The 23,711-nt window shown below is 45.2% G+C and carries 25 protein-coding genes and 1 pseudogene; 18 read left to right on the forward strand and 8 right to left on the reverse strand.

Translation table 11 applies throughout. The features are described from left to right. Nucleotides 1-95: 95 nt before the first annotated feature. A pseudogene (locus DET62_RS14570) lies at nucleotides 96-811 on the reverse strand (IS3 family transposase); the annotation flags it as partial. Nucleotides 812-947: 136 nt separating this feature from the next. Here DET62_RS14570 and DET62_RS11740 point away from each other — a divergent pair. The 5 genes from DET62_RS11740 to DET62_RS11760 all read left to right on the forward strand — a co-directional run bounded on the left by DET62_RS11740 (nucleotide 948) and on the right by DET62_RS11760 (nucleotide 3,231). Then, nucleotides 948-1,550, forward strand: coding sequence for a hypothetical protein (locus tag DET62_RS11740; RefSeq protein WP_110014083.1), 603 nt, complete (start codon nucleotides 948-950; stop codon nucleotides 1,548-1,550). 17 nt (nucleotides 1,551-1,567) lie between these two features. Beyond that, on the forward strand, nucleotides 1,568-2,002 hold the full coding sequence (locus DET62_RS11745; RefSeq protein WP_110014082.1) for a GNAT family N-acetyltransferase: 435 nt from the start codon (nucleotides 1,568-1,570) through the stop codon (nucleotides 2,000-2,002). A 142-nt stretch (nucleotides 2,003-2,144) separates the two neighbouring features. Continuing rightward, nucleotides 2,145-2,465 carry a hypothetical protein gene (locus DET62_RS11750; protein ID WP_110014081.1) on the forward strand — a complete coding sequence of 107 codons (321 nt, stop codon included), beginning with the start codon at nucleotides 2,145-2,147 and terminating at the stop codon, nucleotides 2,463-2,465. Nucleotides 2,466-2,675: 210 nt separating this feature from the next. Next, nucleotides 2,676-2,894, forward strand: a complete 219-nt coding sequence (locus DET62_RS11755) for a type II toxin-antitoxin system prevent-host-death family antitoxin (RefSeq protein ID WP_110014080.1) — start codon at nucleotides 2,676-2,678, stop codon at nucleotides 2,892-2,894. Then, on the forward strand, nucleotides 2,878-3,231 hold the full coding sequence (locus DET62_RS11760; RefSeq protein ID WP_110014079.1) for a hypothetical protein: 354 nt from the start codon (nucleotides 2,878-2,880) through the stop codon (nucleotides 3,229-3,231). Before DET62_RS11755 ends, DET62_RS11760 begins: the two co-directional genes overlap by 17 nt. A 24-nt stretch (nucleotides 3,232-3,255) precedes the next feature. On the opposite strand, the gene DET62_RS11765 is transcribed toward DET62_RS11760, so the two are convergent. Continuing rightward, entirely contained in the window at nucleotides 3,256-4,149 is an 894-nt protein-coding gene (locus DET62_RS11765; protein ID WP_110014078.1) for a ZIP family metal transporter, read from the reverse strand. Next, complete coding sequence (locus tag DET62_RS11770) at nucleotides 4,146-4,754, reverse strand: superoxide dismutase (RefSeq protein ID WP_110014077.1); 609 nt, start codon at nucleotides 4,752-4,754, stop codon at nucleotides 4,146-4,148. The genes DET62_RS11765 and DET62_RS11770 overlap by 4 nt, the downstream gene beginning before the upstream one ends. Before the next feature lie 96 nt (nucleotides 4,755-4,850). Between DET62_RS11770 and DET62_RS11775 the strand changes: the two genes are divergently transcribed. After that, complete coding sequence (locus DET62_RS11775; RefSeq protein ID WP_110014076.1) at nucleotides 4,851-5,297, forward strand: hypothetical protein; 447 nt, start codon at nucleotides 4,851-4,853, stop codon at nucleotides 5,295-5,297. Nucleotides 5,298-5,385: 88 nt separating this feature from the next. Here DET62_RS11775 and yiaY read toward each other — a convergent pair whose 3' ends face one another. Both yiaY and DET62_RS11785 read right to left on the reverse strand, forming a co-directional pair. Next, entirely contained in the window at nucleotides 5,386-6,534 is a 1,149-nt protein-coding gene (gene yiaY, locus DET62_RS11780) for an L-threonine dehydrogenase (RefSeq protein WP_110014075.1), read from the reverse strand. Between the two features lie 190 nt (nucleotides 6,535-6,724). Beyond that, nucleotides 6,725-8,896, reverse strand: coding sequence for a TonB-dependent siderophore receptor (locus DET62_RS11785; protein WP_110014074.1), 2,172 nt, complete (start codon nucleotides 8,894-8,896; stop codon nucleotides 6,725-6,727). A gap of 168 nt (nucleotides 8,897-9,064) precedes the next feature. Between DET62_RS11785 and DET62_RS11790 the strand changes: the two genes are divergently transcribed. Next, complete coding sequence (locus tag DET62_RS11790) at nucleotides 9,065-10,231, forward strand: DUF3179 domain-containing (seleno)protein (protein ID WP_110014073.1); 1,167 nt, start codon at nucleotides 9,065-9,067, stop codon at nucleotides 10,229-10,231. A 58-nt stretch (nucleotides 10,232-10,289) separates the two neighbouring features. Here DET62_RS11790 and DET62_RS11795 read toward each other — a convergent pair whose 3' ends face one another. The 3 genes from DET62_RS11795 to DET62_RS11805 all read right to left on the reverse strand — a co-directional run bounded on the left by DET62_RS11795 (nucleotide 10,290) and on the right by DET62_RS11805 (nucleotide 14,102). After that, nucleotides 10,290-11,069, reverse strand: a complete 780-nt coding sequence (locus DET62_RS11795; RefSeq protein WP_011234043.1) for an acetoin reductase — start codon at nucleotides 11,067-11,069, stop codon at nucleotides 10,290-10,292. 91 nt (nucleotides 11,070-11,160) lie between these two features. Continuing rightward, nucleotides 11,161-11,649: a hypothetical protein gene (locus tag DET62_RS11800; RefSeq protein WP_110014072.1), complete on the reverse strand. Its 489-nt coding sequence runs from the start codon at nucleotides 11,647-11,649 to the stop codon at nucleotides 11,161-11,163. A 122-nt stretch (nucleotides 11,650-11,771) separates the two neighbouring features. Next, entirely contained in the window at nucleotides 11,772-14,102 is a 2,331-nt protein-coding gene (locus DET62_RS11805; RefSeq protein WP_110014071.1) for a glucose/quinate/shikimate family membrane-bound PQQ-dependent dehydrogenase, read from the reverse strand. 113 nt (nucleotides 14,103-14,215) lie between these two features. Between DET62_RS11805 and DET62_RS11810 the strand changes: the two genes are divergently transcribed. The 11 genes from DET62_RS11810 (at nucleotide 14,216) to DET62_RS11860 (ending at nucleotide 23,647) form a co-directional block, all read left to right on the forward strand. Beyond that, the gene (locus DET62_RS11810) at nucleotides 14,216-15,082 is read left to right on the forward strand and encodes a delta-class carbonic anhydrase (RefSeq protein WP_110014070.1); all 867 of its coding nucleotides are present in this window, start codon (nucleotides 14,216-14,218) and stop codon (nucleotides 15,080-15,082) included. A 66-nt stretch (nucleotides 15,083-15,148) separates the two neighbouring features. Further along, a complete protein-coding gene (locus DET62_RS11815; RefSeq protein WP_110014069.1) occupies nucleotides 15,149-16,105 on the forward strand; it encodes a hypothetical protein in 957 nt (318 codons plus the stop codon). A gap of 27 nt (nucleotides 16,106-16,132) precedes the next feature. Continuing rightward, complete coding sequence (locus tag DET62_RS11820; protein ID WP_110014068.1) at nucleotides 16,133-17,161, forward strand: DUF2157 domain-containing protein; 1,029 nt, start codon at nucleotides 16,133-16,135, stop codon at nucleotides 17,159-17,161. Between the two features lie 80 nt (nucleotides 17,162-17,241). Beyond that, nucleotides 17,242-17,607: a cupin domain-containing protein gene (locus DET62_RS11825; protein ID WP_110014067.1), complete on the forward strand. Its 366-nt coding sequence runs from the start codon at nucleotides 17,242-17,244 to the stop codon at nucleotides 17,605-17,607. Nucleotides 17,608-17,766: 159 nt separating this feature from the next. Next, nucleotides 17,767-18,219 (forward strand): energy transducer TonB, encoded by a 453-nt coding sequence (locus DET62_RS11830; RefSeq protein ID WP_016341293.1) that lies wholly within the window; start codon nucleotides 17,767-17,769, stop codon nucleotides 18,217-18,219. A 66-nt stretch (nucleotides 18,220-18,285) separates the two neighbouring features. Continuing rightward, on the forward strand, nucleotides 18,286-18,738 hold the full coding sequence (locus tag DET62_RS11835) for a GNAT family N-acetyltransferase (protein WP_110014066.1): 453 nt from the start codon (nucleotides 18,286-18,288) through the stop codon (nucleotides 18,736-18,738). Between the two features lie 254 nt (nucleotides 18,739-18,992). Beyond that, the gene (locus tag DET62_RS11840; protein ID WP_110014065.1) at nucleotides 18,993-19,613 is read left to right on the forward strand and encodes an HAD-IB family phosphatase; all 621 of its coding nucleotides are present in this window, start codon (nucleotides 18,993-18,995) and stop codon (nucleotides 19,611-19,613) included. 34 nt (nucleotides 19,614-19,647) lie between these two features. After that, a complete protein-coding gene (locus DET62_RS11845) occupies nucleotides 19,648-20,292 on the forward strand; it encodes a class I SAM-dependent methyltransferase (RefSeq protein WP_110014064.1) in 645 nt (214 codons plus the stop codon). A gap of 47 nt (nucleotides 20,293-20,339) precedes the next feature. After that, a complete protein-coding gene (locus DET62_RS11850) occupies nucleotides 20,340-20,732 on the forward strand; it encodes a hypothetical protein (protein ID WP_110014063.1) in 393 nt (130 codons plus the stop codon). A 196-nt stretch (nucleotides 20,733-20,928) separates the two neighbouring features. Then, a complete protein-coding gene (locus tag DET62_RS11855) occupies nucleotides 20,929-21,639 on the forward strand; it encodes a hypothetical protein (RefSeq protein ID WP_110014062.1) in 711 nt (236 codons plus the stop codon). A gap of 37 nt (nucleotides 21,640-21,676) precedes the next feature. Further along, nucleotides 21,677-23,647, forward strand: a complete 1,971-nt coding sequence (locus DET62_RS11860) for a hypothetical protein (RefSeq protein ID WP_110014061.1) — start codon at nucleotides 21,677-21,679, stop codon at nucleotides 23,645-23,647. Nucleotides 23,648-23,711: the final 64 nt, after the last annotated feature.

The following is a 23,711-nucleotide window of genomic DNA, read 5'->3' on the forward strand; positions in this document are numbered from 1 at the left end:
TAACACTTCGGGCTCCCGCCAGAGTATTAGCAGATTTTAAATCAGTTCGTGACTCACTTTGAACGTCCATGTTCGCCCTGAGTTCCGGGCACACTATAGGTTATATCACCACACCAGACTCTATTCGGAGCTTCTACATCAAACTCACGGTTGAGTTTATCCGGGATATCCGGTCTCTCAACGTTAGCGACCTTATAAGCGTGAGGGCCTGGCTGCTTACTCGTTAAGCCCTGCTCTTTCATCAAACGGCCAACTTTAAAGCGTCCTATAATAACGCCTTCGTGTTTCAGCATATCGACGAGAGTCCGGGTACCCGCCGAGTTTCGAGACTTTATGAATAAGCGTTTTATACGGGCTCGCAGCAGTCGCCGCTTAGTTTCTATTTGTTGACGTCGCTTTCGACGCTCATAAAAGCTGCTAACACCTACACCCAGCGCTGAGCAGACCAACTCAGTCGTTTCATGCTCTCTCAACCGGTCTATCAGCGCGTAGATTTCAGGTCGTCGGACATTAAGAGAGCGGTAGCCTCGTCGTGCCCTCGGGGTATTTTTAGAATCGATTTTTCCCTCTCTAACCGATTCACACGAGCTTCAAGCTCCTGTATTCGTTGCTGCTCTGCAGTCATCGCCCTGGACTTAGGCGTTTGACCGCTTTGTTCACTTTCTAGCTGTTGAACCCAATTTCTAATCGTATTTTCATGTACATCAACAGCCCGGCTTGCTTCCGCATAGCTGTAGCCTTGTTCTGCTACTAAATTAGCGGCCTCATACCTGAACTCAGGACTAAATGATCGACGTTGTCTTCTTGCCATTGAACACCTCTTCGTTAAGGGTAATACTACCACTTAAAAGAGTGTTCGGGTTTAGTCTGCCACTACAACAGGCGTTACATTTTTTCAACAATATAAGATGTAATTCAACATTTGGTTTTTATAATTAGGACTCATTGTGAATAAAATAAAAATAATTTTATTAGCCAGCATTCTAACTCTGGCAACGGCATGCAGTAACATTCCACTTAGCACTATGATAAAAATGATGGATCTAAATCCTTTAGAGACTGATCCAAAACAGTTGGTTGTTGCGGTTAAGGCCCCGGAAGGCGTTGATGTGCGCGATGGCGACGTGGTTATTGATTTTGATTTTCGAACTGATGATCCTGAATACAGTTTTAGTCATAATTTTCCGGTAATAATTAATGATGACTACCTCGTTCCTGATAACTTAAAAGAAGATATTGAGGACAACGAGAAAATAACGATCATGCAGTTATCAAAACAAGACGCACAGACAATGTATGAAGGACAGAAAGCTGTAAAAGAGTATCGTAGTATGAATGAGGCCGGAGGAGCTGGCAGTATGAACGTGAGACTAGTCTCTGCCTGCCGTGACGACAATTTCTCATGGAGTAATTCAGAGTTGGATGTTTATTTAAAAACTCAAGACAACGAAGATTTTTTCTTGTTCCTTGAGGACATGGATATCACTAAATTAGACGGCGACATACAGCGCAACATTAATGCTATTCCTAATTGTGGGGAGGCCGGGTAGACGGTTAAAAGCACACAATGAAAAAACTAAACTACACAATAGTCAACGAACCACCCACAGCGGACGAATATATCGAGTTAAGATACAAAGTCGCTTGGGACAGCGTTGAGCAGAGCGTGGCGCAAAATAGATTAGATAATTCATTGTTCAATGTTTCAATCCGGCACGCGGAAAACCTTATAGGCATGGCGCGAGTTGTTGGTGATGGTTTCATCTACTTTTATATTCAAGATGTTTTAGTCAGTCCTGAATACCAAGGCTATGGTATTGGCCGTGCGCTTATGGAAAGAGTGGATAACTATTTAAGTAAAGCATGTCCCGAGGGTTCAACGGTCGGTCTGCTCGCAGCTAAAGGAAAAGAGGCTTTTTATCAGAACTATGGGTTTATTGCGCGAGACGGCGAAAATCTCGGGAAAGGTATGTGTCGCTTTGTTCGAAAGCAGTCTATTTAACGAAAAACGATGCCGGCATCAATTAACAGAGTTTGCTACGTCTTTAAGCTGATAAGTAATGTAAAGGTATCTGTATTCCATCACCAAAACAGGTACTCTTGATTATCGGCGATGCTAATTATTGTAGTTGAAGGAACGACTAATGGTTCAGAAAATATGGATGATTCTGGCTTTTTTGGCTGCTGCAGGCGGACTCTTTTTTCTCGGCGTTGCTGGCAAATACACATTCGGGTATTATGCTAACCCCGCTGCGGAGTATCGCCACGAGTATATGCAAGTTGTGATTTTAGCATTGATTGCGGCATTGCCTTGTTGGTTGGCTGCATCAGGCTTCCTTTGGCTTGTCCGAGAGATAGTACCCAAAGTGTTACTTTTTTCAGTCTATTTTGTGACACTGTGTCTGTGTGCTTTTTACCTCTTTACCAACTTGTATGCCTTTGTCATGTGGTTACTCGATAAATAGAACACGCTCATAGTGAAGAAACAATGACTGTACCGACCGAAAATTATTTCGATCAATTATTTGAAGGTATTTGCGACGAAGTTCGACAGGCTGAGGCGCTGTAAACTCGGCTCTCTTATTCAAGTGAAAAGTGATCAGGTTCAGTTTTCTAATTCCGCAAAACCTGCTATATTTTTAATCAGTCCTTAAAAAGTCTTTTAAAAGGTTGTTATGAAAACGGAAACGGTTACTTATTTAAAAGAAAATGCGAATTCGCTTGAGTTGCAAGAGGACTTGCTAGTCACCAAAAAAGGTAAGCCTGCGTATGTGGTGCAGTCTTACGCTGATTATGAGTTTCAGCAGGAAACTATGGCTTTGCTTAAACTGCTTAAATTGTCCGAGAAATCTTTAAGCAAGGAGGCTTTGAGCCTGGATGAAGCCTTCGAATAACCGTTACTCTGTGATTGCTTCGCCTGTATTCAGGTTATCACTGCAACGTTTTAAAGCCTTTTTAGAAGGTAAGTATTCAGAATCTACAGCTTTAAAAACCGTAGAGGTAATAAAGTCTCGCATTCAAACAGAGTTGCCGAACAATCCTCAAATAGCTCCCATTAGCGAACGACTTTTTGATTTGGGGTTAACAGATTATCGACAATGGTTGATTGATGAACATAATCTGGTTCTTTACAAAGTGAACAAGGTCGAAAGTAGAATCGAGTTATTATTGGTTATGGATTCCAGGCAAAGCATTCGAAAGCTGCTTTATGAGATGAATCTGCTTGTTTGATAGCGCGTTAATTTAAGCTGAGCGCTAACTACCCAAGGCTGTATCCAGCACAAACATCAGCACAAAACCCAGCATCAGGCCATTCGTTGCAGACATTTCGTGGCCTTGTTTGTGTGACTCGGGAATCATTTCATGACTGATGACGAATAACATAGCACCCGCGGCCATAGCCAGCCCCCAGGGCAGCACAGCTGAATTGCTCAATGCAATGGCGCCAATAACAGCCATTAATGGTTCCACCAAACCGGATAACATTCCGACACCAATTGCTATCTTACGGCTATAACCAGCGGCCAACAGAGCCATGGCTACGACAAAGCCCTCAGGTATGTCTTGCACAGAAATACCGGTTGCCAGAGTGGACGCCCCGACTGTGTCATCGCCGGCGTAAGCTACGCCTATTGCCAACCCTTCAGGAATATTGTGCAGAATAATTGCAAAAACAAACAACCAACTGCGTTTCAATATCAGTGCCTGGCGTCCTTCAGTACCTTTAATAAAGTGCTCATGTGGGACACTGCGCTCCAGAGCCATCATTAAAAAAGAGCCCAAAAGTATAGCCGCAGACATTTTTAGCGGCGCATGCCAAGCGGTTTGTGCCGCTATTTCGAATAGATCTAACGCCGGTACAATGAGAGAAAAAATGCTGGCTGCCAGCATAACTCCGCCGCCAAACCCCAATATTGCAGCATGTAAACGAGTTGATAATCCACGAGAGAAAAGAGCGGGAAGGGTACCCGCAGCCGTGGCTCCAGCCGCTACCATTCCGGCATAAAACGCGTAGCGTACATGGTCCTGATTCTGCATTAACAGAATGAGCTGATATAAACCATAGCCTGCGCCCAAAACCAGGACGAACCAACCGAGTAGCTTGCTTCCAAGACGCCAACCCGGTTGAAATAATTCCATTACCTTCATTCATGTTCCTCAAAACGCCTGGCAACTTCCGGCCAGTGAATCACTTCATAAAATGCTGCAATATAGTCTGCACGTTTGTTCTGATATTTTAAATAGTAAGCGTGTTCCCAAACATCCAGCCCGAGTATGGGAGTCAGTCCATCCATTAATGGACTATCTTGATTCGCTGTACTGGTTATTTCAAGTTGTCCGTTGGCATTAATCACTAACCAGGCCCAGCCGCTACCAAACCGACTGACCGCAGCCTGAGTGAATTGTTCCTGAAAGGCCTTAAAGCCGCCAATGTCGGTCTCTATGGCTTTAGCCAGATTGCCCGTTGGCTCGCCACCGCCCTGAGGTGACATAACTTGCCAGAACAATGAGTGGTTAGCATGGCCACCACCATGATTACGCACAGCAGACTGCATATTACTAGGTATACTCTCAATTTGTCGTAACAGTTCAGATAAGTCCCATTTTTCGTAACGGGTTTCGGCCAGTGCCTGGTTCAGACCGTTGACATAGGTCTGGTGATGTCGCTGATGGTGAATTTCCATTGTCATGGCATCGACATGAGGCTCAAGTGCATCGTAGTTGTAGGGTAACGCAGGTAATTTAAAGCACATAGTTTACTCCTGATTAATTTGAAGTTAACGGTAATCATTATCATTTGCATTTAATTAAATTGCAAGGCATGCTGATGAGTAACGCAGGAGGTTATTATGGAACTGATACAGAATTGGAAAATGTTACAGCGTATGGGGAATTATGAGTTTGAGCAGGGACAATGGCAAAATGCCAATCATTACTACATGAATAGTATTCTTCTGTTACGAGGACATTTGAGTGATATCCTGAAAAAACAGCATGAGCAGGCTGGCGAGGTTATTATTTGCCTGTCAATTGCGGTGCAGAATCTGTCTGAGACATATAATCGTCAAAATCGCGTGAATTGCTGCGTTTCTCTGTTAAGTCGGGCATTACACAATTTTCAGCAGTTACAGAATACGCTTTCGTCAGATCATCCGGCCGCTATAGCTCTGCTTCGCGAAGGCTGCAAGTTGCGACAACTCATGTTTACGTACAAGGAAACAGAGGAACAAACTATGCCTACGAATAGGGCTACCGTTGCTGGATATGATACATCAGCGTATTCGCGGCTACATTAATGTAGCCGCAGGTATAGGATTTTGTTAGCACAGTACAATAAACTTTAGCTATGTCCGATGTCGGACGGCTAAGCTTAAAAGACTCCGGTTAAAAAGCCGCTTTAAAAATAGTAACAACGTCTTCGTGACTGGGTTGAATTGGATTAGTCAGGCCACAAGCGTCTTTCATGGCATTGTCTGCCAATGTATTAAAGTCCTCTTCTTTTGCCCCTAATTCTTCCAAACCAGCCGGAATATTGACGCTTTGAGATAGTTTTACAATGGCGGCAATAGCAGCGTCAGCCCCTTCTTTGTCTGTTAATCCCTGTACTTCTGCGCCCAGTGCTTTACCAATGTCTTTCAGGCGCGGTGCGACAACCTGACTGTTGTAGCGTTGCACATGAGGCAATAAAACCGCGTTGCAGACACCGTGCGGCAAGTCGTAGAATCCGCCGAGTTGGTGCGCCATGGCATGTACATAACCCAGAGACGCATTGTTAAACGCCATACCCGCCAGGAACTGTGCGTAAGCCATTTGCTCACGAGCTTCCATATTCGCTCCGTTATGAACCGCTTCGTGCAGATTGTCCCGGATAATCTCTATGGCTTTTATGGCACAGGCATCGGTAATCGGCGTAGCGTCGGTAGATACATAGGCTTCAACGGCATGGGTCAGCGCATCCATGCCTGTTGCTGCAGTCAAGCTGGCAGGCATACCGACCATTAACCTTGGGTCGTTAACCGACAGAATTGGTGTCACATTTTGGTCGACAATTGCCATTTTAATATGGCGTTCCGGGTCGGTAATGATGCAGAAGCGGGTCATTTCAGACGCAGTGCCTGCGGTGGTATTAATACTAATGAGTGGCAGTTGTGGCTTTTTCGAGACATCAACGCCTTCATAGTCACTAATATGCCCGCCATTAGTGGCAACCAGGGCTATACCTTTGGCGCAGTCGTGAGCTGAACCTCCACCTAGTGAAATAACACAATCGCATTGATGTTTCTGCAGAACATCTAACCCGGCTTTCACGTTCGTTACTGTCGGGTTGGGTTGTACGCCATCGTAAACTAGGCTGTCTACTCCATGCTCTTTGAGCAGGGCTTCGATTTCGGCAGTAACGCCCAGTTTGGTCATGCCGGGGTCGGTGACTATCAAGGCTTGTTTAAAGCCATAGTTATCCATTTGCGTGGCCGCATCTTTAAGGGCGTTCTCGCCAATAATATTGACCGCTGGAATATAAAAAGTACTGCTCATGGCATTAGCCTTTTCTGTCAGTGAATTTATATTCTATTATTGTGTTCCTTTGTTTCGCCGAATAGCTTGATCTGAATCAATAATTTGGCGTAAAGATAAAATCAGCACACCAGAGAGTCTGCATATAGCCCCGCTATCATACGTAGTAGCAGGGCTATATCCATTTTTTAGATCATAAAAGGACAATACCTTAGAAGTCCCAGCGCACACTGGCACTGATATTACGTGGTTCGCCATAAGAGCCGTAGTTGTACACGCCGACACTTTCAAAGTAATTCTTATCAAAAAGGTTGTTAATATTTAATGACGCAGTAAGGCTGTCAGAGATCTGATAGCGGGCAAACAGGTCGGCAACCGTATAACTTTCCTGGCGGGGGATTTCACCATTGGGGCCCACACCTTGGTTTCTTGAAGGGAATACTTCACTTTGCCAGCGAAGCCCACCACCCAGAGTAAGCCCCGGCAAATTCTCTGCAAAGCTATAGGAACTGGTTATTCTTACCATGTCTTCAGGCGCTTGTCGGCTGACTTTTTCGCCGTCATTGTTGCGGGCTACCCGATGTGTATAACCGGCGTAAACTTGAAGTCCGGTCATAAGTTCACCTGAGAGTTCAGCTTCATAACCTTTGGTTTCTACGCCGTCTTCAGCTTTATAACGCTGTTCTGGTTGGCCAGCGACAATCACTTCAATATCCGGAACCGCAACATTTCGCTGCTTAACCTGGAATACTGCAGTAGAGAAGTTCAGTCGCTGATTAAAGAATTCACCTTTAAGACCTATTTCATAGTTTTCGCCGTGCACAGGGTCAAGCAAATTACCATACCGATCTTTTTGAGTTTGAATGTTGTAGATATCGGTCAGGCTGGCGTAGGTGGAGAAATGATCATTAATGTCGTAAACAATGCCTGCGTATGGGGTAATAACACCCGAGTCAGATTCATCCACCGCGGTGACAGGGGAGCTCATAGCCTCGGGAGTGTAGTTGTACTCTTCATGCGACCATGAACTGGTGCGAAGTCCTACAATTAGGGACAAAGGCTCCGCTAGGTCAAATTGCGCACCACCATAAAATCCGCTTTGCTCGGTCTCCCAGCCCCAAATGTAGTCCGACTCGGTTGCAAACTCTGGTTCAGGAACCGAGGCCCATTGGTAAAAGCTCCATGGCTCAATTGCTGACAGTGCAGGTCGTCTGCTTCGGTCATTTTCTTCAAGGTTACTGTTCCAGCCGACAACCATTTGATGTTGGCGTCCTAAAAGCTCAAACGGACCGCTTAGTCTAAAGTCCAGAGTATATTGATTCCAGTCACCTCTGGTCGAGCTGGGGCTGGCTCCAAGTCCGAGGCCGGTGTCCCGATCAAGAAATCCGGTTACATACATTCTTTTGTCATCATAATGCCCGTCAATATGGCTGGCGTAGAAATCAAATTGCCAAAAGTTGGCAAAGCGATGCTCCAGTGAGGCAAACGTAATGTTGCGGTCGCGATCACGATACGTCCAGTCGCTTCCGGTATTGCTGGAGCGGGGGAGATCAGTACGTGTACCGTCGTTGTAATATAAAGGTACGGGCTCACCGTAACTTATTCCATCAACATGATGTTTCTGGTAGTCGACACCGAAATTGACTTCGGTATAGGGCGTTATGTCAGCTTCCAGAATACCGTAAAGAATCGTTTTATCACGCTCTACACTGTCCATGTAAGAACCGGCATCTTGATAAGCCGCAACAAAGCGTCCCCTTAACTTGTCGTCAAAACCAAGACTTGAAGAGACATCGGCTTCCGCTCGGGTTAAATCCCATCGACCGGCTTTAATGTTAATAGAAGAGCGGAGGTCTTCCGTTGGTTTTTTACGAATTAAATTGATAGCGGCTGACGGATTACCCGCCCCCTGGAGTAAGCCTGCGGCTCCCCGAATCACTTCTACACGCTCATAAACGGCCATGTCAGAAAGGAAGTCGCCTTCAACACCACCGTAAGCACCGCGCACATTAGCACCGTCAAATTGCACGTTATCAATAGAGAACCCGCGTGCGGTCGGGAAAATGCGGTCTGTTTCGGCTCGGTTGACGTTAATGCCGGTGGTGTATCGGAGTGCCTGAGCAATTTCTGTTATTGCTAAATCGTCAATCTGCTGTTGGGTAATTACGGTCATAGACTGAGGGGTTTCTCTAAGAGAGAGGTTAAGCCCGGTGGAGTAATCCATAACACGTGTTGTGTAAGAGTTTTTAATTTCAATTCTTTCCATTTCTTCGCTTTTGCTGCTTTCGTCCTGGGCGTAAGACGGCAAAGCAGCTGAGGCAGCGCCTATGCCCAGTAATACCGCTAAGTGAAGAGGGGATTTTTTTAAATGCTGAGTTATCACCTTTATATCCTCGCCTGTGTAAAGTGTAGAGAGGTTACTATAATGTTAATGATAACTATTATCAATTGTATTTAAGGTGAACTATTGCCGCTATGGCTTTATTTAATGAGATGATGTTTACTTCGGTAATGGCACGTGCCGCCTTTTTACGCTAATTGAGAGACCGTTATGGTATTTATCTTTTATGCATTCGCAATTTTGTCTCTGGCAGTGGGCACAGCTGCCGTATATATGACACTTATCCAGTCGTTTCCTGTTCAGTGGTCGTATTACCATTACTTTATTCGAAAGCCTTTTACCTGGGCTGTGCTGGTTGCTGGTGTTATCGGTACTTTGCTAATGAGCTGGCAAATTGACGGGCTGCCATTATGGACGTTTCCTCCTCTTATCTTAATGGCGTTGGCCGTTGTATTAGCGCACCGAATGCATCAGGAAAACGCGTTTAAAGCTGTTGATTTTCCCTCCATGGCAGATGATCCGCTGAAGCTTCCTCTTCAGGACAACATGGATCTGGCTGTTATTGAGTATAATGGTGTTACTAAGGCGTACCCACTGGACTATGTAATACATCACCACATTATGAATGATCGTTTCGAGGACAAACTGGTGGCGTTAACTTATTGCGCCATGTGCCACAGTATTATTCCTTTCGATGTCACCGATATTGGCCCTTTATTTGTCGGCTCGTTTAAAAACGCGAATATGATTGTGGCTGACAAGAAAACTAAAACCTTTTTTCAGCAAGCCAGTTGTGAATCGGTTATTGGCAAGTTACACCCGTATACACTAACAATGATCCCGTTTCAGGTTTTAACCTGGAGTGAGGTGAAAAAGCTAAACCCTTGCCCTGAGGTAGTAAAAGTAACGAAACAGGACTTTAAAGCGTTTGAGCTTCCCGTTAAAGGGCTTTGGAAAAAGGTTATAGCGAATGGTTTGACCCCAGGACTGTCATCAAAAAACCGGGATAATACCTTTTCGCCCCGAACGCATGTGGTGGGCATTACCGATAAAATCGCTAACCCGCAGGTTATGTACCTTAAAGACGAGTTACTAAAGCAGGGCGTGGTTAACAACGAAGAGTTAGGTGTTGTGCTTGTCGCTGTGAACGGCTCAGTTCTTGGTTTTAAAAGCTCAGTCGAGGAAAAGCCGGTGAGCATTGAACCCGGTGCTAACAGCACGCTTTGCGACACTAAAAGCGGAACGGTATGGGATGTTCGCGGTAAGTTTATAAAAGGCGAAATAGAATCGAACCTGGTTCCTGTAGCTATTTCCGATGAATATTGGTTCTCCTGGAAGCTGTTTCACCCCGGCAGTAAGCTGGTGCATTGCAAATAAGCACCAGCAAATACCGGAAACTTAGCGATTCATCGGTATGTGGAATACGATGACTCTCTTAACGAAAAACGATACCGCCATCAATTAACGGAGCCTGACCCGTCATGTAGTCAGAATCGGGGCCAGCCAGATAAGATACAAAACTTGCTACATCCTCTGGTGTTTGCGCGCGGCCAAGAGCAATGCCATCAACATACTTTTTGTACGTCTCGCCTACGGGCGCATCAGTAAGTTCAGCAAAGCGTTTGTCAATTTCAACCCACATATCGGTGCCAACGACTCCGGGGCAGTAGGCGTTTACCGTAATACCCTGGCTTGCATATTCCAGGGCTGCGGCTTGAGTTAACGCGCGCACGGCGAACTTAGTTGATGAGTAAACACCCAATAATGCAAAACCGTTATGACCCGCGATAGAGGAGGCATTGATAATTTTGCCTTTTTGTTTGCGCTCAATAAACTTCTTCGCTGCTGCCTGAATGCCCCAAAGGGTACCATCAACATTAATTTTCTGAATTTTATCTAATTCTTCTTGAGTGACATCCGCAATCGCCTGAACTTGTGCAATGCCCGCGTTGTTCACCATGATGTCGAAACCACCAAGCGTTTTTTCAGCGTGATCAATGGCAGCGTAAACCTGCTCCCGGTCACTTACATCAGCTTTGAATGTTGTTGCTTTCCGGTTTAATGCTTCTACTTCGCGGGAGACCTCATTCATCTTGTCTTCGTTTAGATCCACAATGGCAATGTCGGCACCATCTTTTGCCAATCGCAAAGCTATAGCGCGCCCAATGCCCTGACCAGCTCCAGTTACTAAAGCTACTTTATTTTGTATAGACATAACGTACTCCTATTTGAAGATTGCACTTCAATTAGAGTACATACGCGGCGGTTAAGTTTCGCAAATGCAGATCAAAAAGTGGGGATTTTCATTACGACATAACCAAGGACATCACTTCCGCAACTGCTTTGTCATCTAAGTCCATTTGATCAACCGTTTCGCCGAGTTGGAGCATGGCCTGGCTAAGTGCGGTATTATAGCTACTGATTTCCTTTTGCAGAGCGTCTATTCGAGCCTTGCGTTCTTCATCGCTCAGGGCACTATCGTTCATAACGTCCCGCAGTTCCTGCTGTTTCTCCTTAAGCTTTTCTCTGTACTCCGCTATCCGTTTTAGTAAGTCTTTTAGCCCTGTGGGAAGGCTACTTTCGTCAATTTTTTCCTTCTTAGAAAGCAGGGAACTTTCCCCTTTTTCAGAGGCAGAGGTAAGTTCTTTAACCAAAGGTGACAGGTCAACATAAAAACTGGCGCTGCTACTGGTTTTGTCGCTCGCAGGTTGGCTATTCGTTGTGGTGTTGAGCGGCTTAGTACTAAACGAAGGCACACTGGAAGAGGCGGTCTTCGTGTATAAAGAGATGGGCATGGCACTCTCTCCAGAAGGTTAAAGGCTATTTCCGTAGGTTTGCCTTAGTATCGGCAACGTTTGCGAATACTTGAGTTCGTCCTTGGAAATAGCCTTTAGCTTACAACTCGCGCCTATATTGTTTAGCGTTTGAGTTTATAGGCAATCACATAATCGCCAATGGTGGTGCCGATAGAGCCGTGACCACCGGCTACCTGAACCACCATTTGTTCACCCTGACTGTTCAGATAGGTCATTGGTGTGGCTTGTCCGCCAGCTGGCAAACGAGCACGCCAAAGTTCTTCACCGGTGGATAAGTCATAAGCGCGCAGGTAGTTATCGACAGCGGCTGCCATAAAGACCACACCACCTTCGGTGATGATAGGGCCACCAATACCGGGGACGCCCATTTTAATTGGCAGCGGGAGCGGTGTCAGGTCACGAACAGTACCGTTTTTATGCTTATACACGGTTTCGCCCGTTTTCAGGTCAACACCGGCCACGTAGCCCCATGGTGGCTGCTGACAGGGGACGCCGGCAGGAGAAAGCAAAGGTTTCATATCCACCGCATAAGGCGCGCCTTCGTTTGAGTTCAGACCTTGTTCTCCCTGGTTGGCCGGACCCATGTCGGAGCCGTCTTTTTTAACCAGCGTTTGTGTGAAGGCCAGGTATAAAGGCATACCGAACATAACCTGACGTTTGGGGTCTACCGCAACGCTTCCCCAGTTGAAGACCCCGAAGTTACCCGGATACACCAATGTGCCTTGTTCTGATGGCGGTGTGTACTGGCCATCATAGCGTAGAGACTTAAACTGAATACGGCACATCATTTGATCCAGCGGTGTCGCTCCCCACATGTCTTTTTCAGTCATGGTAGGAGGACGGAAGGTTAGCGCTGAAATTGGCTGCGTTGGCGAGGCATTATCCAGAGCCACCGTTCCCTGAGGCGCTGATTTTTCGGTAATAGGGAAGATAGGTTCGCCGGTTTCACGGTTCAGCACGTACACATCGCCTTGCTTAGTGGGTACCACAAGAGCTGGTTGTCTTCCGCTTACGGTGTCTAAGTCAAGCAATACCGGCTGGGCAGGGGTATCCATGTCCCACAGATCATGATGAACAAATTGTTGTACCCACTCTACCTGTCCGGTTTTAAGGCTTAGCGCAACCACAGAGCTGGAATATTTCTCTTCATTTTCAGAGCGGTACCAACCCAACTGATCGGGTGTGCGGTTACCCATAGGAAAGTAAATAAGACCCAGCTCTTCATCAGCACTGGCTACCGACCAGCTGTTAGGGGAACTGGTAGTGTAAACTTCATCTTCGGCAATAGGAGCGGTTTCATCCGGGTTACCGGAATCCCAGTTCCATACCAGCTCGCCAGTTTTTACGTCATAGGCACGAATAACGCCGGAAGGTGAGTTTTTATCGTAGTTGTCGTTTACGGAGCCTGCAACCACCACTACGCCATTGGCTACAACTGGCGGCGACGTAGAGTAATAATAACCGGCTTGTTTGAACGGCATATTGTGAGTTAAATCCAGTTCACCGTTATCGGCAAAGTTTGCACAGCGTGCGCCTGTGGCCGGGTCAATCGCAATTAAGCGGGCATCAGAAGTTGGCAAAAAGAGTTCGGCGTCACATTGTACTGGTGCCAGAGTTTCGGCTGCTATATCCAGCTTTTCCGCAGACGGCGCTTCACCGGAGCTGGGTGGTAAATAGGACACACCGCGACAGGTCTGATGCTGGCGCTGGCTTTCCGGTGGTACTTTGGCGTCAAATACCCAGCGTTTAGAGCCGTTGTCGGCATCCAGTGCCACTAACCAATTGTGCGGTGTACACAAATAGAGTGTATCGCCAATTTTCAATGGCGTTGCTTCATAGGTGGTTTCACCGACGTCTTTAGGCCCTTTCATGTCGCCGGTGCGGTAACGCCAGGCTTCTTCCAACTGCCCCACATTTTCGGTGGTGATTTTATCCAGTGGCGAATAACGCTGACCCATATTCGTCCGGCCATAAGCGTACCAACTGCCTTCCGGAGAGTTGCCCAGTTTAGGTGACTCGCTGTCTACTTGAGTATCCAATTTGCCGGATAAGTCATGCGGGTTCGCGAAAAGGCTGCCCAGTGTCATTAACGCGAGAACGGCCCAAACGGGGAGCAATACTTTGCGCCTGCCATTGTCTGCCACTTTGGAAAGTAGCAAAGGTATGGCAAGCACCAAAAATAAACCTATGCGGGGTGCTAATGCCCACCAGTCATACCCAGATTCCCATAATGACCACAGCATGGTGAGGATCAGGAATACAGCGAACAAAGTGCGGGTTAACGGATGCCGTTTGTAACCAAGCCAGGCATTAAATAGTAAAATCACGCCTGCTAGAGCGTAATAGAAGCTGCCACCCAATGTAAGCAGGTAAATACCGCCTACTGTTAAGGCGAGGCCAAGAAGTGCAATTAGAATAGCGAATAAAATCATAGCAATGATTCCATATGTTGAAATGCATACAGATGTGAGCGATATTCTAGCAGATGGAATACCAAGTCACTCCGGAACTTGGGGTGATGCCACTCTCCTTGAGGAGTAAGCCCATGAAAACGAACAACCTTTTTACGCTGGGAATCTTAGTTGTATTACCCTTGAGTGTTGCTGCCGAGAACGACGCTTCTGACGCTCACGAACAAGTGTCCGATAAAGTTATTGAGCAACAGCGGCTTAACCTAGTGGAAAATACTGAGGGGAAAGGGTTTGGTGCCCAGTCACCGCGTGACATTGACTCTTTTAATGGTAGCAATACTCTTAACTTTAACGCGGCACCAGAGTCTTCTGAGATGAACCTGTGCAATATTCATTTCCACAAGAATGCCGAGCACAAAGGCGGTGAATTTACAAAATACGCAGGTAACGGCGACGGAAAAGGTTATTTTACTGGTTATGAATATTCAGGGCAGTTAACTGAGGATGAACTAGAACCAGAGGATTCGGACGTTTGCCCAAGCGAACATGGAAGCCTTTATTCAGGAGACACTATTGAAGTTCATTACGTTTATTCAACCGCTAAAGTAAAACCAGGTTCGACCTTAGGCGCGTGCTTTAACGATGCTGTTGTTAACCCGCAGTTGCGAGTAGAAGCGCAGGTTTTTGTGCTGGTGAATGATGACGACGCCGGTGATTTTGGCGAGCTCAGCGAACATGAATTGGTTGGCGGGTTATATCAGGCAGTGAATATTCCAGATGACACCGGAACGCCAGTTCAATACGCAGGTTCAACTACCGGGCCCAGCTATAATGAAAAAGGCTCGCCGTTTCAGGTTACCTGGAGCGTTCGCCCTAAAGTCGCCAAAGTTGATATTGAGTCGGTGGGTGACTGGTGCGAAGGTAATGTTTTTGAAGAAGACCATGCTCATGGCGTAAGAAACTTAGTAACGAACTCTGAACTGCTTTCTGAAATAAAATAATAGCGGCAGCAATGCGATTGTGGATGTAAGTTATAGAGTGTGAAGCTGGAAAACTGGAGGCTGAAGATGCCTAATTTTTTATCGGATACATTAATGTCTGCTGCTTTAAAATGTAGTTCTCAGCTTATGTTCGGAGCGTTCCTGATAGGCGTTCTTGGCCTTACATCTCAGTCTTATGCTCAGAGTTCTCAGGACGCCACCCTGGATACAAGCTCACATGCAAAATTAGCACAGTCGCTGGACGAGCTTTCTTACACGACGACTAAAGCCGACTACGAAGCTATGATACAAACGTTGAACCTGATGGTGATTGATCGGTCCCATGGGGAAGTATTTCGGCCCTTGCCTTATGCAGTAAAAGAGGTAGGTGACATTGTGCACGGTATGACTCCGACTGAGATTATTGAGCTGGGGCAATCACTGGAAAGGCCTAAGGGGACTGAATTGGTAGACCAACTCTATTTAATGTCGATACGACCACGCACAGAAGAGCAGAGCGAGAGAATCTACTCGCAAATTTTGCTCATTGCCCTTGCGGGTTCTGCGTCAGACCTTAAGTTTTCCGAGGACGTTTCAAGTGATATTTCTCTCTATAGCGGCTCTTCGTCCCCTAACAAGAAGCTGGAAGAAAATGTAAAAAAAGTGAGTCGCACTCTGATACCCACATTAGAGAAATGCTCTTTAGCGGCTGAGGAGTTGAGAGCTAGTGGCCAGGATAATCTTAGTGACTTTCCTAAACTTGTGACTATGAATAGTATTATTGACGTGATGGCTGATCGCCTAAGTAACATGGAAGAATTTAAACGCTACAGGGATACGCTGTACTCTTATTTCTCGGTGTATTTTTCCAGTCGGTCAGATCGACGAGTTTGTAAGAATACTCTTTTACCCGGACTGGGACTGGAAGAAGAGGATGAAAAATCACTCCTTTTGTGCGCAGTATACGACTCATTGAATACTTGTATGACCGAATTGCGTCATGAGCAAAGAGTAATAAGAGGGGCGGTTTCAGAAACGCCGTGAATAAACTGAATAAACAAGAGATGGACTATGAACATTACAAGGAAGAATTTAAGCGAAGCGGCGGATCAAAACATTATCTCTACTTCGCAAGCTGACGCTCTTTTTGAATTCTTTAAAGAGCGACATCAGGACAAACCTCAGTTTACCTTTAATCATGTGCTGTATTATCTGGGCGGGTTGATTGCTATTGGCGCAATGACGCTGTTTATGAACCTGGGGTGGGAATCCTTCGGTGGTGCCGGAATTGTTCTGATATCCGTTCTTTATGCCGCTATTGGCTTAAAGCTTACTCATGTTTTCTCCGCTAAAAGCTTATCTATTCCCGCAGGAATCTGTGCCACCTTTGTGGTCTGCTTAACGCCGTTGGCTATTTACGGCCTTCAGCAATGGTTAGGTGTCTGGCCTGACGAAACTGTCTATCGTGAGTATCACCGATATATAAAGTGGCACTGGATATACATTGAGCTGGGCACCCTGGCTGTTGGTGTCATTATGGCGTGGAAGTACAAATATCCTTTTTTAGTTATGCCTATAGCTGTGACTCTTTGGTATATGACTATGGATATTGCCGTCATGATTGCTGGCGGTGACATCAGTTGGGAGCTAAGAAAACTCGTATCCTTGTACACCGGGTTATTAATGATAGGTCTTGCATTCTGGGTGGACATTCGTTCGCGCGATACAGCCGATTATGCCTTCTGGATTTATATCTTCGGTGCTTTGGTTTTTTGGGGCGGTCTATCCTTTATGGAGTCGGACAGTGAACTGTCAAAATTTGTTTATTTCTGCGTAAACCTTCTGATGATAGGTGTTGGTGTATTACTGGTTCGTCGGGTATTTGTGGTGCTTGGAGCCCTTGGCGGTTGTTTTTATCTTGGCTATTTAGCTCAGGATGTTTTCCAGGACAGTTGGCTATTTCCGGCCGCTTTAACGGCTATTGGTCTGGGGATTATTTACTTAGGCATCCTCTGGCAAAAGCATGAGAAAGCTATTACCAAAAAGTCGCGTGAGTTGCTTCCTGAGGCGTTAAGGGAGCTGTTGGAGGCAAGGTCTTAATGATTGGCAGTTGAAATAGCCATCGAGTGATTCACTATTAACAGTTTGCGGTAAAACAAAGAAGGTTAAGGGGGATACCAATGTCATCAAAGGTTGTTAATTTTGCCGAAAAACTGAGTAAGTTTTCTGAACACTGGTCGCCGCGGGTGGTTGCCGAAATGAACGATTATCAAATTAAGGTCGTTAAAATTCAGGGTGAGTTTGTCTGGCACGATCATAAAGACACCGATGAAGTTTTTCTGGTACTCAAGGGACAAATGGGTATTGAGTTCAGAGATAGTGTTGTGCAGCTAGCGGAAGGCGAAATGTATGTGGTACCTAAAGGTGTAGAGCATAAACCCTTTGCTGAGAGTGAATGCCAGGTACTTCTAATTGAACCCAGTGGCGTTATCAATACAGGGGAGGCCGGTGGTGAGCTTAAGGCGAAGAACAATGTTTGGGTTTAGGCATTTTTTTTAATTATTTCACCGAACCACGATAAACAACCTGAATGATAGGTGGATGACGTCAACTTCCTTTTATTTAGGTATAGTATATTGTATAAATTATGTATATTTGAGTCTGTTCTGCAACAGAGAAAGTTAGTTGAGCCTAGGGAGAGGACATTGAAAAGAATTGCCATTGTTTTTATATCTGCATTATTTGTCATTTCTTGTTCATCAAATACCGAAGAAGACAAGATAGATACTCAGTTTTTAGATTTATCCAGCGCTGAACACAGCGAGCTCGTTGGTAACTATTGGACTGTAGCTAAGCGCGTTAATCCCCAATATCCAGCTTCAGCGGCCAGAGATGGAGTGTCCGGCTGTGTTGATCTAATCGTGGGCATAGGCTCTGACGGCCGTGCCGAGGGGTATAAAATTCGATCGTCTTATCCCAAAGGGGTTTTTGATGATTACGCAGCGGCAGCCCTTTCTCAATGGGAATGGAAAGCATCTGAGGAAAATATAGAACGCACTCCCGTAGTAACTTCGATTCAGCTCGATTTTACTACAGAGGTCGCGCCTGATGATTCCGAGTATATAGAAAATTGCCAACCGAAAAAGCAGGCTAAATAGTAAATTGAAGTTAGAAAAATACCGACTAATTAAGTTGGATTAATTACCAGTGAATAGACGCTAGACATGATTAGAGATGCTAATAAAGGTGACTCAGATGCTATTGCCGATATTTATAATTATTATATCGAAAATACATCGATTACATTTGAAGAAACACCGGTTTTAGGCTCCCAGATGCAGCAGAGAATTGAAGACGTTCAGGAGTGCAGCTTGCCCTGGCTCGTTGTGTTGGACAACGAGATTATCGTTGGTTATGCCTATGCGACAAAATGGAAAGATCGAAGCGCCTATCGGTTTTCAGTAGAAGTAACTGTTTATCTTGCAAACCAGATGCGAGGTCGAGGGCTTGGTAAAAAGCTCTATGAAGCCCTTTTTCTCAGACTCAAAGAACACGGAATTCATACGGTAATTGGCGGTATAGCACTTCCAAATCCGTCAAGTGTCGCGCTACATGAGAAAATGGGAATGAAAAAAGTGGCTCATTTTGAAAAAGTTGGTTTTAAGTTTAATGAATAGCGGGATGTAGGGTACTGGCAGCTTATAAAACCTATCATCACGGTTTAACTGACATTATGTATACGATGAAGCGGAGAGAAAACGACGAGTTTGTGAACTATACACTTGGAGTAAGTAGTCTTGCCACTTTTGCTGCCTTCTTTAAATCAGTTATGAAGTCAAAACTCTTATTAACTATGGTACTGATTGGCTTTGCCGCAGCTTTTGGCTTTCTGTATTATTTTTTAAACCTAAAATAATTGTATAAAGTTACTATGAACTTAGCCCTCTTTGACTTTGACGGCACAATAACTAACCAAGACACTTACACAAAGTTCCTGCTTTACGCAACCCCTAAGCACCGCGTTATAGCTGCTCTGATTTTAGCCTCACCAATTATTATTCTGCATAAATTGGGGCTTTTAAAAGCCTCACGAACGAGGCCTGCGTTATCCAGAATTGTATTCTGGAACCGCCGGGCACCTGAAGTTTTAGAATCGGCAAAAGAGTTTGCTGAACACTATTTGCCCAGTGTTACAAGGGAAGAAGCGCTTGCAAAAATTGAATGGCATAAACAGCGCGGCGACGAAATTTATGTGGTGTCAGCATCGTTAAATTCATATTTATCGTTTTGGTGTAATGCCCAGGGTATTAAGTTCATATGCAGTGAACTGGAGCTTAAAAACAATAAATTGACAGGCCGTTATGTCTCCGGCGACTGCAGTCTGGATAATAAAGTGAAAGGGATTAAACGTACCCTCGATTTGTCCGCGTTTGAAACCATATTTGCCTATGGTGATACCGAAGAAGACATGCCCATGTTGGCATTAGCGGATGAAAAGTATTTTAGGTGGCAGCGTATGTCTGAATTAGCAGAGCCTTCCGATGCTTTGTAAAATAAAAATATTATTTGTTAACGGGTAACCTCAAATGGATCCACAAGTTCTGGCTTCACAGCTACGTCATCCTAGTGGAGAGCACGCCTCTGAAGTCGCTTTAAACATGAACAGTGCAAACGGTCAGTTGAACGTAAAGTGCATAGATCTTTTAAACCTACAAAATTCGGAGTCACTGCTGGAAATTGGTCCCGGCAATGGAGTTTTTGCTGCTGACATAATCAAACGGGCTGATAACCTCTCCTATACTGGCGTTGATTGGTCAGCAGATATGGTTGCCGAAGCGAAACGCATGAACGAAGATATAGTGACTTCGGGGCAGGCAACATTTCAGCAGGGCAATTCCTCTCAACTCAATTTTGATAACAATGTATTCGATAAAGTTCTGACCGTTCATACTCTCTATTTTTGGGACAAACCACTTGAGCACTTAGTGGAAATTCGACGTGTTCTTAAACCTCAGGGGCTATTCTGTCTCGCTTTTGGCGATAGTTCATTTATGAAAGATTTGCCCTTCGTGCCTTATGGCTTTGAGCTCTACGATAGGGAACTCGCCTGTAACTTGTTGCAAGACGCGGGGTTCAGATTACTCAATGCGGAATATTATGCAGAGCAGGGCGTGAGTAATACAGGTGAAGTCGTTGATAAAATAATAAATATTATTATCTGCAAAGCTTAATTAGAAAGCTGGAAAACTTTTTACCGACTCAGTTACAGGGACAAAACTTGACCAATTTTAAATACATTCTGGTTCTTGCTTTATTGGTAAGTGCTTTCACGTATGCGGACGATACTGCGATCGCAGAGGACAAAGAAAAGTACTGTGATTTTAACTTATATTTACCAGCAAAGAGTGAGGGAGCCCCGGATACCTTACTGTTAGAGCGTTCTGACCTTAGTTCGTTAAATACAACTACCGACAATAATACGGTTCAATGGACAATAGAAGTGGCCGACCATGCGCTGAGTAAATGGAAAGCCGCGAGTAAAGAGCATATTGGTTTACCCATGCGAATTTATTGTGGTGATGAATTGATATCAAGCCCCGTTGTCAGGGCACCACTTGGAAAGAAGTTTAGAGTGACCGGAATGGACGAGGGCGCTCGTCGCATACGTTAGTTCCTCCAGGCCGTTATGCAGAAACTTAGGGTTAAGTTTCTGTAAAGGTGTCCACAACTGTATTGGAGCTGGGTATTAAGTTGGGTAAACTCAGTTTACAAAATGACAACACCGTGCCAATGGAAGGTGCATAGTAAGTTTTCTTCCGTTAGCTGTATTGTGAAGAGCCGCGCTATTACTAATAAGGGAATGTCTTATGTCGATGCACGAGTTTGAAGACCTGGTTGAGTCGTCGGTTAACTGTCTGGCTCAGTCGAAAACAAAGACGAGCCAGGAACTGCGCTCGCTATTCTGCAACCTCTATCAATTTCAGGAATGTTGGGATACTGGTTTTACTCATCTTCGTGTTATTGACACTTTGTTGAAACACAACTTTGTTTACCAATTTAAACTCACCCAACACCCTGACTACGCCGCGCATAAAGCCTTTCTTGATAGCGTACGCGAGTTTACTTTTATTGGACTGCACCCAGAAGAAAAGTGGAACGGCGAGACAAACCCCACCGTGGGTTACATTGAACCTCCTTACCTATATTGCGATGCCGGCTCACCGCTTTGGCAGAAATTCGTAGAAGCAGGTTTGCTGACGGGCGACGATGCATTACCGCCGGTGGAAATGGCTATTCAGGATACGGCAAAAGAAGTCATTGTTGAGGCAAAAGAGCAGAGTAACCCTGAATTAATCAGCCTGTGGTATTCCGCATTAGGCTTATATTTATGGTCTTTTAAGGAGGAAGCGCAGCTGGAAGAGGCTAAGTCGGATGTATCCATTAAGGCAATTAGAGATATTGTTCAGGAAACCGGGGCGCTTGATCTTGATCCGGGTCATGGCTTTTTGCAGCAACCGCCATCGGAAGCTTTAGAAGAATATCCGTACTTGTCCTGGTGGTTTCAAATAAACGAGTAGCGCACAAAGATGTACCAAAAAAATAGGTAGGGAAGCAGTGAATATATACAAAGTTTTGGGTGTTGCCTTTGTCAGCGCAATGCTGAGTGCTGGTTGTGCAGACAGCAAGGAAGCTAAGCAGGAGGGTCGAACTGTGTATGAGCAAATTCAGCAACGCGATGAACTTCACGACGCCCGTTTTGAAATATTAAAAGGGCTTGAGGACGAAGAGCTCGGACGTGCACTGTACGGTCAGGAAATGTCTAACTTCCAATGGATGATGGACGTTTTTGTCTTTTATGCCGGGATAGAAAAAGTTGAATACACTCAGCCGGAGTTTTTCCATTTCAACCAATACAGTGACAGGGACGCAATGATCGAAGCGTACTTGCAAAGTATGGTAGCGGTAAACAGTTGGAAACACCTCTCTTGCATGCAATATTCAAACGAACAGGGTTTTACTCTGAAGCCTGGCTTTGAGTTTCCGTTTCGTTACAGTCTGACATACACCAATATGATTTTCGACAACGGTGATACCCTGGGCTTCCCTGAATATGCGAGCTTTCCTGATATGGCAAATAATAAGCAGGCATTGGGCGATATTGTCGATACACGTGAAGAATTCTGTTTCACCGAGGCACGCGATGAGAAGTCCCCCAGACCAGTTGCTGTAAAGGGAGAGTTTTATGCAGAATTGCCAGAACAGATAATTACATTTGAACTCAGCGCTGAAGATGTTGGAGAAACTCTGGAGCGGGACGGCTTTTTAATTAACGTGCTGGAGTTTGGGGAAGACTATTACGTAGTTGAAATTAGTACTGAAGACGGCACTGCCCCCGCTAAATTGTTTGGGAATGAAGATGTTCTTGCTGAGGCCGTTACAGCCAATGGGGATTATCTTGCCTGGCGGTCAACTCGACGTCGGCCTATGTCTGAGGTTTATCAGGAAAACGACCTGCTGGAAGAGGTGATAGAAAAGGCTAAACAGGGAAATATCGATTTAGAAGCTGTAAAAAAGGATTTTGAGGCCTGGCAAAAAGACAGTAAAGAGGCGCGCGCTGGTAAAATATACTTAGGCAGGGCCTTTAACGGACAAGTAGACAAAGGATTGTTAACGCTATTAGTGTACGGTGAAGAAAGCCAAAAAGTGGAACGTGAGTTAGAGCTTCCAGTGCTTGACCTGCCATATTCCCGGACTTATGAGATCAGCCTGGGCGATATACCTGAGATTGAGCTAACGGCTCCTGTTTACAATGATCGTCTGCCTGTTACAGCATCCCGTACCGAATTAAATGCACAAGAAATTTCAGATTTAATGACATTACTACATTTCCGAGGATATGAGTTCGACGACCCGAAAAAACAGGATGTTGAAACCCCCGGAGTTATAAGGTGGTTTTACCCCAATGTACAAAGCGATGTATTTATTGAAAGTGGCAACCGGGTGGCGGCATCTGCAATGGCCGGTCATAAGTTCTTTGATGAAAATAATGAGCCAGTGCAGGATGCCGCTGAAGTTGAGTTAAAGAAAAGTGGGAGCCTCGAAAACACGGACTTAGAGAGCATTGAATTTGCTTATGACTTTAAAGCGCACAGTATTGATTATTATCCAAAAAGGTTCACAACTAAACCTGCTCGCTTTAAAGCTGCGCTTCCGGTGCTTATCGCACCTAATCTGACGAAAGAAAGCTATGCTAAAGACGAATTGCCGCAAGGCGTAAGTCTAAAAGGTAACCGACTCATTATTGACTACGCGGAGTTTGAGCCGCGTGAAACGATAAAAAGAAAAGCGTACGAACAAGAACGTCGTCGGAATGAGGTTTTTGTTAAAGACAGCAGGGGATACCTAAAGGAAATAACGAGGCAGTCTTTTGTGTATGCTCATGGTCGGAACAAGCCACCGGTAGATGTTTACTATTTTTATGGCGAGCCCGAAACCTTTGAAGTTTGGTATATGGGGGAGGCTAAATTTATCGACTATGACGTAGATATTGACTTGAATTCTACTGGCACGCATAACGCAAAGTAGTTTATAGGCTTATAGCTTTATTGCTCTGCGCTAGCGTTCGCGGCTTAAGTTCGATAAAGTAGCG

The organism is Idiomarina sp. H2, from assembly GCF_004364275.1.
Lineage (GTDB): Bacteria > Pseudomonadota > Gammaproteobacteria > Enterobacterales > Alteromonadaceae > Idiomarina > Idiomarina loihiensis.

Excerpts from the sequence above, each read along its gene's own strand:
- DET62_RS11770 (WP_110014077.1), bottom strand. The coding sequence starts at position 4,754 with ATGTGCTTTAAATTACCTGCGTTACCCTACAACTACGATGCACTTGAG.
- DET62_RS11805 (WP_110014071.1), bottom strand. The coding sequence starts at position 14,102 with ATGATTTTATTCGCTATTCTAATTGCACTTCTTGGCCTCGCCTTAACA.
- DET62_RS11820 (WP_110014068.1), top strand. The coding sequence starts at position 16,133 with ATGAACATTACAAGGAAGAATTTAAGCGAAGCGGCGGATCAAAACATT.
- DET62_RS11795 (WP_011234043.1), bottom strand. The coding sequence starts at position 11,069 with ATGTCTATACAAAATAAAGTAGCTTTAGTAACTGGAGCTGGTCAGGGC.
- DET62_RS11745 (WP_110014082.1), top strand. The coding sequence starts at position 1,568 with ATGAAAAAACTAAACTACACAATAGTCAACGAACCACCCACAGCGGAC.
- DET62_RS11790 (WP_110014073.1), top strand. The coding sequence starts at position 9,065 with ATGGTATTTATCTTTTATGCATTCGCAATTTTGTCTCTGGCAGTGGGC.
- DET62_RS11775 (WP_110014076.1), top strand. The coding sequence starts at position 4,851 with ATGGAACTGATACAGAATTGGAAAATGTTACAGCGTATGGGGAATTAT.
- DET62_RS11815 (WP_110014069.1), top strand. The coding sequence starts at position 15,149 with ATGCCTAATTTTTTATCGGATACATTAATGTCTGCTGCTTTAAAATGT.
- DET62_RS11855 (WP_110014062.1), top strand. The coding sequence starts at position 20,929 with ATGTCGATGCACGAGTTTGAAGACCTGGTTGAGTCGTCGGTTAACTGT.
- DET62_RS11845 (WP_110014064.1), top strand. The coding sequence starts at position 19,648 with ATGGATCCACAAGTTCTGGCTTCACAGCTACGTCATCCTAGTGGAGAG.
- DET62_RS11760 (WP_110014079.1), top strand. The coding sequence starts at position 2,878 with ATGAAGCCTTCGAATAACCGTTACTCTGTGATTGCTTCGCCTGTATTC.
- DET62_RS11800 (WP_110014072.1), bottom strand. The coding sequence starts at position 11,649 with ATGCCCATCTCTTTATACACGAAGACCGCCTCTTCCAGTGTGCCTTCG.
- DET62_RS11755 (WP_110014080.1), top strand. The coding sequence starts at position 2,676 with ATGAAAACGGAAACGGTTACTTATTTAAAAGAAAATGCGAATTCGCTT.
- yiaY (WP_110014075.1), bottom strand. The coding sequence starts at position 6,534 with ATGAGCAGTACTTTTTATATTCCAGCGGTCAATATTATTGGCGAGAAC.
- DET62_RS11765 (WP_110014078.1), bottom strand. The coding sequence starts at position 4,149 with ATGAAGGTAATGGAATTATTTCAACCGGGTTGGCGTCTTGGAAGCAAG.
- DET62_RS11750 (WP_110014081.1), top strand. The coding sequence starts at position 2,145 with ATGGTTCAGAAAATATGGATGATTCTGGCTTTTTTGGCTGCTGCAGGC.
- DET62_RS11840 (WP_110014065.1), top strand. The coding sequence starts at position 18,993 with ATGAACTTAGCCCTCTTTGACTTTGACGGCACAATAACTAACCAAGAC.
- DET62_RS11825 (WP_110014067.1), top strand. The coding sequence starts at position 17,242 with ATGTCATCAAAGGTTGTTAATTTTGCCGAAAAACTGAGTAAGTTTTCT.
- DET62_RS11835 (WP_110014066.1), top strand. The coding sequence starts at position 18,286 with ATGATTAGAGATGCTAATAAAGGTGACTCAGATGCTATTGCCGATATT.
- DET62_RS11810 (WP_110014070.1), top strand. The coding sequence starts at position 14,216 with ATGAAAACGAACAACCTTTTTACGCTGGGAATCTTAGTTGTATTACCC.